Annotated in this window: 10 protein-coding genes; 3 read left to right on the forward strand and 7 right to left on the reverse strand. The window is 69.9% G+C overall.

All coding sequences use genetic code 11. From position 1 onward, the window contains the following. Positions 1-89: 89 nt before the first annotated feature. The 4 genes from EF387_RS38070 to EF387_RS38090 form a co-directional block, all read right to left on the reverse strand. On the reverse strand, positions 90-3,872 hold the full coding sequence (locus EF387_RS38070) for a multifunctional oxoglutarate decarboxylase/oxoglutarate dehydrogenase thiamine pyrophosphate-binding subunit/dihydrolipoyllysine-residue succinyltransferase subunit (protein WP_128381183.1): 3,783 nt from the start codon (positions 3,870-3,872) through the stop codon (positions 90-92). 291 nt (positions 3,873-4,163) lie between these two features. After that, entirely contained in the window at positions 4,164-5,318 is a 1,155-nt protein-coding gene (locus EF387_RS38080; protein ID WP_128381238.1) for a HAMP domain-containing sensor histidine kinase, read from the reverse strand. A gap of 262 nt (positions 5,319-5,580) precedes the next feature. Further along, positions 5,581-6,318: a response regulator transcription factor gene (locus tag EF387_RS38085; protein WP_128381185.1), complete on the reverse strand. Its 738-nt coding sequence runs from the start codon at positions 6,316-6,318 to the stop codon at positions 5,581-5,583. Positions 6,319-6,434: 116 nt separating this feature from the next. Further along, positions 6,435-7,217 carry a spermidine synthase family protein gene (locus EF387_RS38090; protein ID WP_128381186.1) on the reverse strand — a complete coding sequence of 261 codons (783 nt, stop codon included), beginning with the start codon at positions 7,215-7,217 and terminating at the stop codon, positions 6,435-6,437. 268 nt (positions 7,218-7,485) lie between these two features. Here EF387_RS38090 and EF387_RS38095 point away from each other — a divergent pair, with 268 nt between their 5' ends. After that, the gene (locus EF387_RS38095) at positions 7,486-8,223 is read left to right on the forward strand and encodes a TetR/AcrR family transcriptional regulator (protein WP_128381187.1); all 738 of its coding nucleotides are present in this window, start codon (positions 7,486-7,488) and stop codon (positions 8,221-8,223) included. A gap of 31 nt (positions 8,224-8,254) precedes the next feature. Here the strand turns inward: EF387_RS38095 and EF387_RS49800 are convergent, their stop codons facing one another. Together EF387_RS49800 and EF387_RS49805 are read right to left on the reverse strand one after the other, a co-directional pair. Next, a complete protein-coding gene (locus EF387_RS49800; RefSeq protein WP_338058149.1) occupies positions 8,255-8,560 on the reverse strand; it encodes a GNAT family N-acetyltransferase in 306 nt (101 codons plus the stop codon). Further along, entirely contained in the window at positions 8,533-8,928 is a 396-nt protein-coding gene (locus tag EF387_RS49805) for a hypothetical protein (protein ID WP_338058150.1), read from the reverse strand. The genes EF387_RS49800 and EF387_RS49805 overlap by 28 nt, the downstream gene beginning before the upstream one ends. A 179-nt stretch (positions 8,929-9,107) precedes the next feature. Here EF387_RS49805 and lon point away from each other — a divergent pair, with 179 nt between their 5' ends. Continuing rightward, positions 9,108-11,531, forward strand: coding sequence for an endopeptidase La (gene lon / locus EF387_RS38105; protein WP_128381188.1), 2,424 nt, complete (start codon positions 9,108-9,110; stop codon positions 11,529-11,531). Between the two features lie 329 nt (positions 11,532-11,860). Further along, a complete protein-coding gene (locus EF387_RS38115; protein WP_128381189.1) occupies positions 11,861-12,349 on the forward strand; it encodes a MarR family winged helix-turn-helix transcriptional regulator in 489 nt (162 codons plus the stop codon). Between the two features lie 84 nt (positions 12,350-12,433). Here EF387_RS38115 and EF387_RS38120 read toward each other — a convergent pair whose 3' ends face one another. Continuing rightward, positions 12,434-13,219 (reverse strand): protein phosphatase 2C domain-containing protein, encoded by a 786-nt coding sequence (locus EF387_RS38120; protein ID WP_128381190.1) that lies wholly within the window; start codon positions 13,217-13,219, stop codon positions 12,434-12,436. Between the last annotated feature and the right edge of the window lie 264 nt (positions 13,220-13,483).

Here is a 13,483-nt window from a genome sequence, read left to right on the forward strand (position 1 = left end):
AAGGTTATGCGCCGTGCCGCGGACAAAGAGCCGGCCCCACCACCTCGACGGTGGTGGGGCCGGCCCCAGGTTCAGGTGTCGTCAGCGGGTCACGCCTCGAACACCTCGCGCACCAGCTGCTCCTGCTCGGCCTGGTGCCGCTTCGCCGAACCCACCGCGGGGGACGACGAGTGCGGGCGGGAGATGCGCCGCAGACGCTCCCCGTGAGGGACGTCCGCGCCGACCGCCAGATCCAGGTGGTCGATCAGGTTGAGGGCGATGAACGGCCAGGCACCCTGGTTCGCCGGCTCCTCCTGGGCCCACAGGTACTTCTCCGCGTTCGGGTACTTGCGGATCTCGGCCTGGAGCTCCGCGCCCGGCAGCGGGTACAGCCGCTCGAGGCGGATGATCGCCGTGTCCGTGATGCCGCGCTTCTGACGCTCGGCGTCGAGGTCGTAGTAGACCTTGCCCGCCGTGAAGACGACCTTGCGGACCGCGGCCGGGTCCACCGACGAGTCGCCGATGACCGGGCGGAACTGGCCCGTCGTGAACTCCTCCGCCTTCGAGGCCGCCGCCTTCAGGCGCAGCATCGACTTCGGGGTGAAGACCACCAGCGGCTTGTGGTGCGGGTTGTGCACCTGCCACCTGAGGAGGTGGAAGTAGTTCGACGGCAGGGTCGGCATCGCGACCGTCATGTTGTTCTGCGCGCAGAGCTGCAGGAACCGCTCGGGACGCGCGGACGAGTGGTCCGGTCCCTGGCCCTCGTAGCCGTGGGGGAGGAGCAGCGTCACACCGCTCGTCTGGCCCCACTTCTGCTCGGCGGAGGAGATGAACTCGTCCACGACCGTCTGGGCGCCGTTGACGAAGTCGCCGAACTGGGCCTCCCACATCACCAGCGACTCCGGACGAGCCAGCGAGTAGCCGTACTCGAAGCCCATCGCCGCGTACTCGGAGAGCAGCGAGTCGTAGACGTTGTAGCGTGCCTGGTCCTCCGACAGGTACAGCAGCGGGGTGTAGTCGGCGCCGGTCTCGCGGTCGATCAGCACCGCGTGGCGCTGGCCGAACGTGCCGCGGCGGGAGTCCTGGCCGGACAGCCGGACCGGGACGCCCTCCAGCAGCAGGGAGCCGATGGCGAGGGTCTCGCCCATGCCCCAGTCGATCGTGCCGTCCTCGACCATCGACGCACGGCGCTGCAGCTGCGGCAGCAGCCGCGGGTGCACGGTGATGGTGTCGGGGATGTTGACCTGGGACTCGGCGATCCGCTTGACGACCTCCGTGGAGACGGCGGTGTTCACCGGGACCGGGAAGCCGTCCTGCGGGTCGTAGGACTCGCCGGGCGCCGGCTGCGAGGTGGCCTCGCGGACCTCCGTGAAGACCTTCTCCAGCTGGCCCTGGTAGTCCTGGAGGGCCTGCTCGGCCTCTTCCAGGGTGATGTCGCCACGACCGATCAGGGACTCGGTGTAGAGCTTGCGCACCGAGCGCTTCTTGTCGATCAGGTCGTACATCAGCGGCTGGGTGAAGGCCGGGTTGTCCGACTCGTTGTGACCGCGGCGGCGGTAGCAGATGAGGTCGATCACCACGTCCTTGTTGAACGCCTGGCGGAACTCGAAGGCCAGACGGGCGACCCGGACGACCGCCTCGGGGTCGTCGCCGTTCACGTGGAAGATCGGGGCCTCGATCATGCGGGCCACGTCCGTGGCGTACATCGAGGACCGGGAGGACTCCGGTGCGGCGGTGAAGCCGACCTGGTTGTTGATGACCACGTGGACCGTGCCGCCGGTGCGGTAGCCGCGCAGCTGCGACATGTTCAGGGTCTCGGCCACCACGCCCTGGCCCGCGAAGGCCGCGTCGCCGTGCAGGGCCACCGGCAGGACGGTGAAGTCCGTGCCGCCCTTGTTGATGATGTCCTGCTTGGCGCGGGCGACGCCCTCCAGGACCGGGTCCACCGCCTCGAGGTGCGAGGGGTTGGCGGTGAGCGAGACCTTGATCTGCTCGCCGTCCAGGCCCGTGAAGACGCCCTCGGCGCCCAGGTGGTACTTCACGTCGCCGGAGCCGTGCATCGACTTCGGGTCGAGGTTGCCCTCGAACTCGCGGAAGATCTGCGCGTACGACTTGCCGACGATGTTGGCGAGGACGTTCAGCCGGCCACGGTGGGCCATGCCGATGACGACCTCGTCCAGACGGGACTCGGCCGCGGAGTCGATCACCGCGTCGAGCAGCGGGATGACGGACTCGCCGCCCTCCAGGGAGAAGCGCTTCTGGCCGACGTACTTCGTCTGCAGGAAGGTCTCGAAGGCCTCCGCCGCGTTCAGCCGGCGCAGGATGCGCAGCTGCTCCTCACGCTCCGGCTTGGAGTGCGAGCGCTCGATGCGGTCCTGGATCCACTTGCGCTGCTTGGGGTCCTGGATGTGCATGAACTCGATGCCGGTGGTACGGCAGTACGAGTCGCGCAGCACGCCGAGGATGTCGCGCAGCTTCATCAGGGACTTGCCGGCGAAGCCGCCGACCGCGAACTCGCGCTCAAGGTCCCACAGGGTGAGGCCGTGCTCGGTGATGTCCAGGTCGGGGTGCTTGCGCTGGCGGTACTCCAGCGGGTCGGTGTCGGCCATGACGTGGCCGCGGACCCGGTAGGAGTGGATCAGCTCGAAGACGCGGGCGGCCTTGGTGACGTCGTCGTCGTGGCTGGCGTCGATGTCCTTGAGCCAGCGGACCGGCTCGTAGGGGATGCGCAGGGCCTCGAAGATCTCGTCGTAGAAGCCGTTCTCGCCGAGCAGCATGTTCGCGACGATGCGCAGGAACTCGCCGGAGGCGGCGCCCTGGATGACCCGGTGGTCGTAGGTCGACGTCAGGGTCATGACCTTCGAGATGCCGAGCTTGTTCAGGGTGTCCTGGGAGGTGCCCTGGAACTCCGCCGGGTAGTCCATGGAACCGACGCCCATGATCACGGACTGGCCGGGCATCAGACGGGGCACGGAGTGCACGGTGCCGAGGCCGCCGGGGTTGGTCAGGGAGACCGTGACGCCGGTGAAGTCCTCCATCGTCAGCTTGCCGTCGCGGGCGCGGCGGACGATGTCCTCGTAGGCCTGCCAGAACTCGAAGAAGTTCAGCGTCTCGGCCTTCTTGATGCCGGCCACCACGAGCTGGCGGTCGCCGTTCGGCTTCACCAGGTCGATCGCCAGGCCGAAGTTGATGTGCTCCGGCTTGACCAGCGTCGGCTTGCCGTCCTTCTCGGCGTAGTGCCAGTTCATCGACGGCATGGCCTTGATGGCCTGCACCATCGCGTAGCCGATGAGGTGGGTGAAGGAGATCTTCCCGCCCCGGGCCCGCTTCAGGTGGTTGTTGATGACGATGCGGTTGTCGAACAGCAGCTTCACCGGGACCGCGCGCACGGAGGTGGCCGTGGGCAGCTCCAGCGAGGCGTTCATGTTCTTCGCGACCGCGGCGGACGGGCCGCGCAGCGTCACGTACTCCGGGCCTTCCTTGGCCTCGGTTGCGGGCGCGGCCTTCGGCTTTGCGGGCGCGGCGGCCGGCTTCGTGGCGGCGGGCTTCGCGGCCGGGGCCGGGGCGGCAGCGGCGGGCTTGGGGGCCGCCGGAGCAGGTGCCGGGGCGGAGGGCTTCGCGGGTGCCGGTGCGGTGGGCGCGGCCGGGGCAGTGGTGGTGGTCGCTGCGGCCCCCGCGGCCGCAGTACCCGCCGGAGCCGAGGCGGCGGGCGCCCCCGGCTTGTAGTCGGCGAAGAAGTCCCACCAGGCGCGGTCTACCGAATTCGGGTCCTGGAGGTACTGCTGATAGATCTCGTCGACGAGCCACTCGTTGGGACCGAACGCGGCAGCGGGGTTCTTCCCGGCTTGGTCGTCGGTCGAGATGCTCGAGTTACTGGGGGACTGTGGCGACACGGCGGCAACCGCCCTCTTCCGCTTCACAAGGTGATGGACAGCGGGAATAAAGGCTACGCCTACGTGGCCGAGAGGTGCAGGCCGGGCCACTCATCGTCGTGTAAGTCACATCTAACTGAGTGTTTCGGCGGTGGAAATGGCGGGAAACAAGCGGGGTTTCGCTCCGAAATGCATCCGTCGACCTGACGCGGGGGCGCGGCCCGAGCACACGCGTACTCGATGCGGGCTCGATGACACGTGTCCCGCTGCCCGTTCGTACGTCGATCTTGTGCTTACGATTCGAACCTTACGTCAACTTTGCCGCTGCGTCTCTCCCGGAAGGGTGACCTGGATCCGGCAACCCTGTATCGATTCGGCCACACCGATCCGGCCACCATGCAGATCGACCGCCCAGCGGGCGATGGCCAGCCCCAGTCCCGTGCCGCCGTCGCTGCCCGGGCCGTGCGGGGCGCTCACGCCACCGCGGTTGAAGCGCTCGAAGACCCGGTGCCGCTCCGACTCCGGGATGCCGGGGCCCTCGTCCAGGACCTCGAGGTCCAGCGACTCGGGCGCCGTACCGCGCCGGGCCTTCACCGTGACCCGGCCGTGCGGGGGACTGTGCTTGACCGCGTTGTCGATGAGGTTGGCGACCACCTGGTGGATGCGCTCGGGGTCCGCCAAAGCGGTCAGCTCGGGCGGTGAGACGTCCAGGTGCAGATGGACGTCGGTACGGGTGTGGCTGCCGGAGCCGGACGCGATGCCGGCCCGCGCCGAGGCGACCATGTTCGCCTCCTTCAGGACGCCCGAGAGATACGGCCACACCTCGAAGCGGCGCTTCTTCAGCGGAACGACGCCGTTGTCGAGGCGGGAGAGGTCCAGCAGCGTCTCCACCAGCCGGCCGAGGCGCTCGGTCTGCTTCAGGGCGATGCGCATGGTCTCGGGGTCGGCGGCCGAGATGCCGTCGACGATGTTCTCCAGGACCGCGCGCAGGCCCGCGATGGGGGTGCGCAGCTCGTGCGAGACGTTCGCCACCAGCTCCTTGCGCTGGCGGTCCTGGGCCTCCAGCTCGTCGGCCATGAGGTTGATCGTGTGGGCGAGGTCGCCCAGTTCGTCGCGGCGGTTCTCGCGTACCCGGCGGGTGTAGTCGCCGTGCGAGATGGACCGGGCGACGGCGTTCATCTCGTCCAGTGGGTGGGTCAGCGAGTGCGCCACGAACTGGGTGATCAGCAGGGTCGCGATCATCGAGAAGACCGTGATGAAGCGCAGTTCGGTCTCCGTGCGCACCGCGATCAGCAGCAGGCCGGTGGTGATCAGTACCGAGATCACGACCAGGGCGCCCAGCTTGGTCTTGATGGAGAACGGACGCAGTCCGCCCCAGGACGACCCGCCGTTCCTGGATCCGGGGTTGGCTCCGGCGTCCCTGGCTCCGGGGTTCCTGCGTGACGCCGGCCCGACCGCACCGCTCATGACATCAGCCCCCATGGGAAGCCCGGCTCCTCGGGGAGCCGGGATCTGCCGTCCCGGCTCCGCCGCCGTCACGGCACCGAACCGGGTCTGCGGCCCGGCCTGCCGCTGGGCGATCGAAACCGGGCGCTGCCGCCCGGCTCACCGCTGCGACGGCACCGAGCCGTGGTTCTCCAGCCCTGCTCGCCGTCGTGACACGCGAACCCCTGGTGCTCGGCCGGCTCCGCCGCCCCGGCACGGAGCCGGGTCGAAGGCCTGCCCCGGCTCAGGGAGTCGGGGTCTCCAGCGCGTAGCCGACGCCGTGCACCGTACGGATACGCTCCGCACCGATCTTCCGGCGCAGCGCCTTGATGTGGCTGTCCACGGTCCGCGTCCCGGACGCGTCCGCCCAGTCCCACACCTCGGCGAGCAACTGCTCGCGGGAGAGTACCGCACGCGGGGTGTTGGCGAGGCAGACCAGGAGATCGAACTCGGTGGGCGTCAGATGCACGTCCTCGCTGCGCACCCGCACCCGGCGCTGCGCGTGGTCGATCTCCAGCTCGCCCAGGCGCAGGATTCCCGAGCGCGGGGTCGCCGCGGCGAGCGCCGCGCGCTCCACGCGGCGCAGCAGGACGTGTACGCGGGCGGCCAGTTCACGCATGGAGAAAGGCTTCGTCATGTAGTCGTCGGCGCCCACGCCGAGGCCGACCAGCATGTCCGTCTCGTCGTCGCGGGCCGTCAGCATCATCACCGGAACGGGGCGCTGGGCCTGGACCCGACGGCAGACCTCCAGTCCGTCGAAGCCCGGCAGCATGATGTCGAGGATCAGCAGGTCGGGCTGCCAGGCCTCCGCGGTGTCCACGGCGGCGGGGCCGTCCATCGCCGTCTGGACCAGGAACCCTTCCGCGCGCAACCGGGCGGCGATTGCGTCGACGATCGTCGGGTCGTCCTCGACCACCAGCACACGGCGCTGCGCTCCGGGCGTCGCCGCGGTGCCGTTGTGGGTGGTGTGTGTCTGCTCCATCGATCGGCCGCCCCTGAGGTGTGCTTTCCGGAATCCGTGGGGTGATTCCATGACTGCGCTTGACGCTTGAATGATCCGCGTGCGTCAGCAGAGTACGGGCAGTTCGCACCGCTCGGCTATCCAGGTCTGACCGCGAGGTGCACAACGTCGGGAACGCCTCGGGCAACCGGGATCTCTTTGGTACGCACCTGACGGAACCCGGCATTCCGTAGCCTTCCCTCGAATTCCGGTGAGGGCTTCGCGGACCATACGGCAAGCACTCCACCAGGCACCAACGCCCTTGCGCAGGCGGCGAGTCCGGCCGGTGCGTAAAGGTTGGCGTTGTCCTCCGTGACCGTCCAGTCGGGGCCGTTGTCGATGTCGAGACAGAGTGTGTCGTATGTGGCGTAAATCTCATTGACGTGGTCGACCAGATCGGCCTCGACGATCTCGACACGGGGGTCCGTCAGGGCCGGTCCGGACACCTCGCGGAGGGGTCCGGTCCGGTGCCAGTCGATGATCGCTCGTTCGCGTTCGACAACGGTGATGCGTTTCCAGTGGGGTTGTCCGGCGGCGCGGGCGAGCGAGAAGCCCACGCCGAGGCCGCCGAGGAGGAGGCTGGGTCCGAGGTGAGCGGGGGTGCCGGTGTCGAGTCCGCCCTTCTCGAGCCCGTCCTTCCCGAGTCCGCCCAGAGCATCGAGTGCGGCGTCGACCAGCAGGCGTTCGGAGCGGCCGTCCGAAGTGTCCATCAGGAAGCACCCGTTGGCGATGATCTGCCACAACTGTCCGTGCCGCCGCAGTACGACCTCGCCGTAGGGGCCCTCGCGGCGGTCGATGACCTGGGGGATGCCCACGGCTTCGGGAGCACCGGGGGCGGCGGTCGGGGCCGGGGGCGTGGTCGGGTCGTAGGCGGCGGTCATCAGTCCATCCTGACACTCCGAGTCGCGCTGGGGCGCGGGTATTTCACCTCCCGGGGGTGGGAATCGCCTGCGGGCGTCGGGGTCGGGGGCGAAGGCACGCCGTGCTGCTCTCGCACGCCGTACTGGCCGATCAGCTTGAAGTGGCTCAGGTGTCGGCCTGTGACACGCGTGGCCGGAATCGCTGTGTGGATGGCTTGAAAACGGGGTGTGGTCGACTCGTGTAATCGGCGGTAACGCGGCGTATCCGTCTGCCGTTAGGGTGACGGGCATGGTGCAGAACCAGAGGTCGGGGGACCGATCGGGGCCCCGGGGCACGTACGCCGTGGGGAACGAGCGGCGCTCGCGCATCGTGGATGCCGCGGTGGAGCATTTCGCGCAGTGGGGCTTCCATGCCTCCTCGCTGGCGCGTATCGCCAAGGACGTCGACATCACCCAGGGCGGCCTGCTGCACCACTTCCGCAGCAAGGAGGACCTTCTCGTCGCGGTCCTGGAGCGCTTCGACGAGCACGACGTGCGGAAGTTCTTCCCCGCGGAGTTCGACTCCGCGGCGGCGCTCTTCGACACCCTCCTCGCGCTCGCCGAGTACAACAGCCGGCGCCTGGGCCGCACCAAGATGTTCAACGTGCTGGCGGCCGAGGCGGGGGACCCCGGACATCCGGCGCACGCCTACTTCGTCGCGCGGTACGCGGATGTGGTCAAGTCCACCGAGGCGGCACTGCGGCGGGGGGTCGACGACGGAGAGCTGCGGGCGGACACCGACTGCCTGGCGCTGGCGCAGGAGACCGCCGCGATGATGGACGGGCTCCAGCTGCAGTGGGTACTGGATCCGGCCGGATTCGACATGGTGGGACGGTTCCGTGCGTACCTGGACAGGTTGCTGCGGTCGATCACGGTGGCGGGGACGGGGCTGCTCACAGGGACGGGGCTGTCCCCGGGGACGGCGCTGACCGAACGGACGGGACTCTCGGCCGGGACGGGGCTGTCGACGCGGGCGCGACAGACTTGAGGTCGTGGGTGTGAGCGTGGTTCACAGCTGTTCACCCTCCCGCGAACCTCGCACTGGTCAGCGGCGCCGCCACCGTCCAGCCCAGCGACTCGTACAGCGCGCGCCCCTGGGGCGTCCCGGCCAGTACGCCGGTCTCCGCACCCTGTTCGACGGCGGTGTGTGCGAGCGTGTGCATCACCAGGGAGCCCAGACCCCGGCGGCGGTGGGCCGCGGAGGACTCGACCTGGTCGACGACCGCCGTCGCGCCGACGGCCGCGATCTGTCCGCGTGCCGCCCAGCTTCCGTCCGGGGTCGTGACGAGCGTCCGGGTCACACCGCCGCGCGACCAGGTGCGCATCCGGTAGCCCTCCGGCGCGGCCACGGCAGTCGCGGCGGAGAGGGGGTCTCCGTCGCCGGTGACAGCAGCGGGGCCGACATGAGATAGCCCGGTTCCGGATCGACCCACCAGCCGACGCCCAGCCACTTCTCGACCGAGGACCGCTCCGCGAAGACCTTGAGCCACACCCCGGCGCCGGTCACCGCCTCCGCCACGCCGCGGACCGTGGCCTCCTCGGCCTCCCCGTCCACGGCGCTGAGCACATGACGTGTGACCTGCTCGGCCGTCCCGACGTCGACCGTGTATCCCCACGGCTCGACCCGTGGCGGCGCCGCTCCGCGCGAGACCACCCAGCCGTCGACCCAGGCCCGCACGAGCTTGTCCAGCACAGCCCCACCCCGCGTAGTGGATGCATTCGGCAACGGCCGTTACTGCGGAAGGCTATGCGGGCGCAGGGGGCGGGCGGCAGAAATGATCGCTCACAGCGAACGCCCTCGCGCCCGGGAACAACCGAGGCTCCTCAGGCATTGAGTCCACATAACTCAACTTGACTGCCGAAGGGGAGATCATGGCTGCTGAGTCCGCGGCGTTCACACCGCTCACCCTGCCTGTGCTGCCGCTCGACGACGAGGTCGTGCTGCCCGGGATGGTGGTTCCTCTGGACCTCAACGACGCCGACGTGCGGGCGGCGGTGGAAGCCGCGCAGGCCGCAGCCCGGTCGACGCCCGGCAAGCCCAAGGTGCTGCTGGTCCCGCGCATCGACGGGACGTACGCGAGCACCGGCGTGCTGGGCACGGTCGAGCAGGTCGGCCGGCTCGCCGACGGTGATCCGGGGGCGCTCATCCGCGGGCGCGGGCGGGTACGGATCGGCGCCGGCACGACCGGGCCGGGGGCCGCCCTGTGGGTCGAGGGGACCCGCCTCGAGGAGAGCGTGCCCGACCCGCTGCCGGGTTCCGTCGTCGAACTTGTCAAGGAGTACAAGGCCCTTGCCACCAGCTGGCTGCGCAAGCGCGGCGCCTGGCAGGTCGTGGACCGGGTGCAGCAGATCGACGACGTCTCCGCGCTCGCCGACAACTCCGGCTACTCGCCCTTCCTGACCACCGATCAGAAGGTCTCCCTGCTGGAGACGGCGGACCCCGTCGCCCGGCTGAAGCTCGCCACCGAGCAGCTGCGCGAGCACCTTGCCGAGCAGGACGTCGCCGAGTCCATCGCCAAGGACGTCCAGGAGGGCGTCGACAAGCAGCAGCGCGAGTTCCTGCTGCGCCGTCAGCTCGAAGCCGTCCGCAAGGAACTGCGTGAGCTGAACGGTGAGAAGGAGGGTGAGGAGTCCGACGACTACCGGGCACGCGTCGAAGCCGCCGACCTTCCCGAGAAGGTCCGTGACGCGGCGCTGAAGGAGGTCGACAAGCTCGAGCGGTCCTCCGACCAGTCGCCCGAGGGCTCCTGGATCCGGACCTGGCTCGACACCGTCCTCGAACTGCCCTGGAACGAGCGCACCGAGGATGCGTACGACATCCGGGGCGCCAAGGCCGTGCTCGACGCCGAGCACTCCGGTCTGGAGGACGTTAAGGAGCGCATCACCGAGTACCTCGCCGTGCGCAAGCGGCGTTCCGACCGGGGTCTGGGTGTCGTCGGCGGCCGCCGCGGCGGTGCCGTCCTCGCGCTCGTGGGTCCGCCCGGTGTCGGCAAGACGAGCCTCGGGGAGTCCGTCGCCCATGCCATGGGGCGGAAGTTCGTGCGGGTCGCGCTCGGCGGCGTGCGGGACGAGGCCGAGATCCGCGGCCACCGGCGCACCTACGTGGGGGCGCTGCCCGGCCGTATCGTCCGGGCCATCAAGGAGGCAGGGTCCATGAACCCCGTCGTCCTGCTCGACGAGATCGACAAGGTCGGCTCCGACTTCCGGGGCGACCCCGCCGCCGCCCTCCTCGAAGTCCTCGACCCCGCGCAGAACCACACCTTCCGCGACCACTACCTCGAGGTGGAACTCGACCTGTCCGACGTGGTCTTCCTGGCCACCGCCAACGTCCTGGAAGCCATCCCCGAGGCGCTGCTCGACCGTATGGAGCTGGTCCGGCTCGACGGGTACACCGAGGACGAGAAGGTCGTCATCGCCCGCGACCACCTGCTCCCGCGCCAGCTGGAGCGGGCCGGCCTGCAGAAGGACGAGGTCACTCTGGAGGAGGGCGCGCTGCGTAAGCTCGCCGGCGAGTACACCCGCGAGGCGGGCGTACGGAACCTGGAGCGGTCCGTCGCACGGCTGCTGCGCAAGATCGCGGCCCAGCACGAACTGGGTGAGCGGGAGCTGCCGTTCACGGTCACCGAGGGTGATCTGCGCGCGCTGATCGGACGTCCGCACCACGTGCCCGAGTCCGCGCAGGAGCCGGCCGAGCGGCGCACAGCCGTCCCCGGTGTGGCCACCGGGCTCGCGGTCACCGGCGCGGGCGGCGACGTCCTGTACGTGGAGGCTTCGCTGGCCGACCCCGAGACGGGCGCGGCGGGGCTGACCCTCACCGGTCAGCTGGGCGACGTCATGAAGGAGTCGGCGCAGATCGCGCTGAGCTTCCTGCGCTCCCACGGGGCCGAGCTCGAACTGCCCGTCGGCGACCTGAAGGACCGGGGTGTGCACATCCACTTCCCGGCGGGTGCCGTTCCCAAGGACGGTCCGAGCGCGGGCGTCACCATGACGACCGCCCTGGCCTCGCTGCTGAGCGGCCGGCTGGTCCGTACGGACGTGGCGATGACCGGTGAGGTCTCGCTCACCGGCCGGGTGCTGCCGATCGGCGGTGTGAAGCAGAAGCTGCTGGCCGCCCACCGGGCCGGGATCACCACCGTCGTGATCCCGAAGCGCAACGAGCCCGACCTGGACGACGTGCCGGCGGAGGTGCTGGAGAAGCTGAACGTGCACGCCGTGACGGACGTCCGCCAGGTGCTGGAGCTGGCGCTCACCCCGGCGGCCAACGGCGCCGCCCCGGAGGTTCCGGCAGCGGCGTGACGGACGCTGCCGGTGCGCACGGGCCCGGGCCCCGCGAGGGGATCCGGGCCCGACGTGTTCCCGGCCCCTGATGTGTTCGCGTCGCCCAATGTGGTCCCGGCCCCTGATGTGTTCGCGTCGCCCAATGTGGTCCCGGCCCTTGATGTGTTCGCGTCGCCCGATGTGTTCCCGTCTCCGGACTTGTCGGTGTCGCCCTGCGGGTGGCTCGTGCCCGGCCGACTCATGTCCGCGCCGGTCGCTGCGAAATACTGTCCCAGCTGCGGCGACGGCGGTCGCTGTGGACAACTTCAGGACCTTTGAGGGTCGGTCGACGAAAGCGGAGTGCTGACGTGCACGAGGACGGAAACGGCGAACACCGTGAGGCATCCGAGGGACCGGGCAGCGCCGCGGACCGGGAGTTCCTGGAGCTGGAGCGCGAGCTGACCGTCCTTCTGCGGCGGGCCCGCGCCTCTTCCGGGGAGATGGCCCGCGAGGTGCACCCCGACCTGGAGTCGGCGGCGTACGGGCTGCTGGCGCTGCTCGCGGAGTCGGGCCGGACGCGCGCCACCGAGCTGGCGGCGTACGTCGGGGTCGGCAAGGCCACGATGTCCCGGCAGTTGCGTGCCCTGGAAGAACTGGGCCTTGTCTACCGCGAGCCGGACCCCGCCGACGGCCGCGCCTGGCTCATCCAGCTCACGGACCTGGGCCGGGACCGCTTCAACTCCGTTCGCGATGCCCGGCGGGCCCGCTACGTACGCCAGCTGAAGAACTGGGACCGGACCGAGGTCGCCGAACTCGCCCGACTGCTACGGCAATTGAACGAGGGCATGGAGAGGTGAGCCGGCGAGCGATGAGCCGGTAAGCGGTTAGCCGGCCGGCAACAGTGAGTGGTGGCCGGAGTGGTAGCCGGGCTTGAGGGTCGCTCACAGCTCCACGTACACCACCGTCGCGTCGTCATGGGTCTTGCCGCGCCGGGCCGACGTGCCCTCGGACCCGGCCAGTTCCAGCGCGCGAACCCGGTCGACCAGTGCCTGGCCGCCCTCCTTGCGCACCAGCGCGACCAGTTCCCGCCAGTCACCCTCGCCGAACCGCTCCGTCCAGCGCATGGCGCCGTCCGTCAGGGCGGTCAGGGTGCGGACGCCGTCCCGGTCCAGCCGGCCGGTCACCGCCCGCTCGGCCACCGCGGGGTCGGCCGCGGCCGTGAAGAAGCCGCCCTCCTTGTTCCGGAAGGTCGCGTCGATGACCGTGTGCGAGGTCAGGGCCGTACCGGGCAGGAGGGCCAGCCGGTCGTCGAGCAGGGCCGTCACCTCGCCGGAGGCGCTCTCCACGAGGAGCGCCGAGTCGGAGAGGACCAGGTACTCCACGTGGGCCGGGTCCCAGCGGGCCAGGACCACCGTCGCCTGCGGGGTGCGCGGGTGAGAAAGGTCACAGGTCCCGGCATGGGTCCCGGCCGTACGGGCGATCGCGCGGGACAGGATCTCGGGGAGTGTCAGATCTCGTAGGGAAACGCACATTTCACCCAGTGCGCCGCCCAGTCGCGCCGTGAACCAGGGGACGGAATGCAGACAGCCGTCGTCGCCCGCCGGTGGCGTCACACCGTCGAGCACGACGAGTGATCCACCCTGTCCGGAGGCCGGGAGAGCTACCGACGCGTAGTCCTCATTGGGGCGGTCCCGGTCGCCGGGTTCACAGGCGAGCTCAGTACGCATTCGGCCAGTCTGCACGACCCCTTCACAGTCTCCGCCAATGGCTGGCAACAGTTGCGGAATCGGTCCGGACGGGCTGGTCAGAAGCCGGATTTGAGGTGGAATGATGTCCTCCGGTGGGCCGTGGCGGGGCATCCTGCCAAAGCCTGCTGGAGACGTCCAACCGGCGCCCCGGAAAGGGCCGGACGCGGGCGCCGGGGGAACTTGCCGGACAACTCCCGCTCGATGTTCACTCCTTCGGGTGGCGGGTCTGGCGATGCGGGACCG

The sequence above is a fragment of the Streptomyces cavernae genome (assembly GCF_004023625.1).
Lineage (GTDB): Bacteria > Actinomycetota > Actinomycetes > Streptomycetales > Streptomycetaceae > Streptomyces > Streptomyces cavernae.

Coding starts and splice junctions, on each gene's coding strand:
- EF387_RS38080 (WP_128381238.1), bottom strand. CDS start 5,318: ATGAGCGGTGCGGTCGGGCCGGCGTCACGCAGGAACCCCGGAGCCAGG.
- EF387_RS38085 (WP_128381185.1), bottom strand. CDS start 6,318: ATGGAGCAGACACACACCACCCACAACGGCACCGCGGCGACGCCCGGA.
- EF387_RS38090 (WP_128381186.1), bottom strand. CDS start 7,217: ATGACCGCCGCCTACGACCCGACCACGCCCCCGGCCCCGACCGCCGCC.
- EF387_RS38095 (WP_128381187.1), top strand. CDS start 7,486: ATGGTGCAGAACCAGAGGTCGGGGGACCGATCGGGGCCCCGGGGCACG.
- EF387_RS49800 (WP_338058149.1), bottom strand. CDS start 8,560: ATGCGCACCTGGTCGCGCGGCGGTGTGACCCGGACGCTCGTCACGACC.
- lon (WP_128381188.1), top strand. CDS start 9,108: ATGGCTGCTGAGTCCGCGGCGTTCACACCGCTCACCCTGCCTGTGCTG.
- EF387_RS38120 (WP_128381190.1), bottom strand. CDS start 13,219: ATGCGTACTGAGCTCGCCTGTGAACCCGGCGACCGGGACCGCCCCAAT.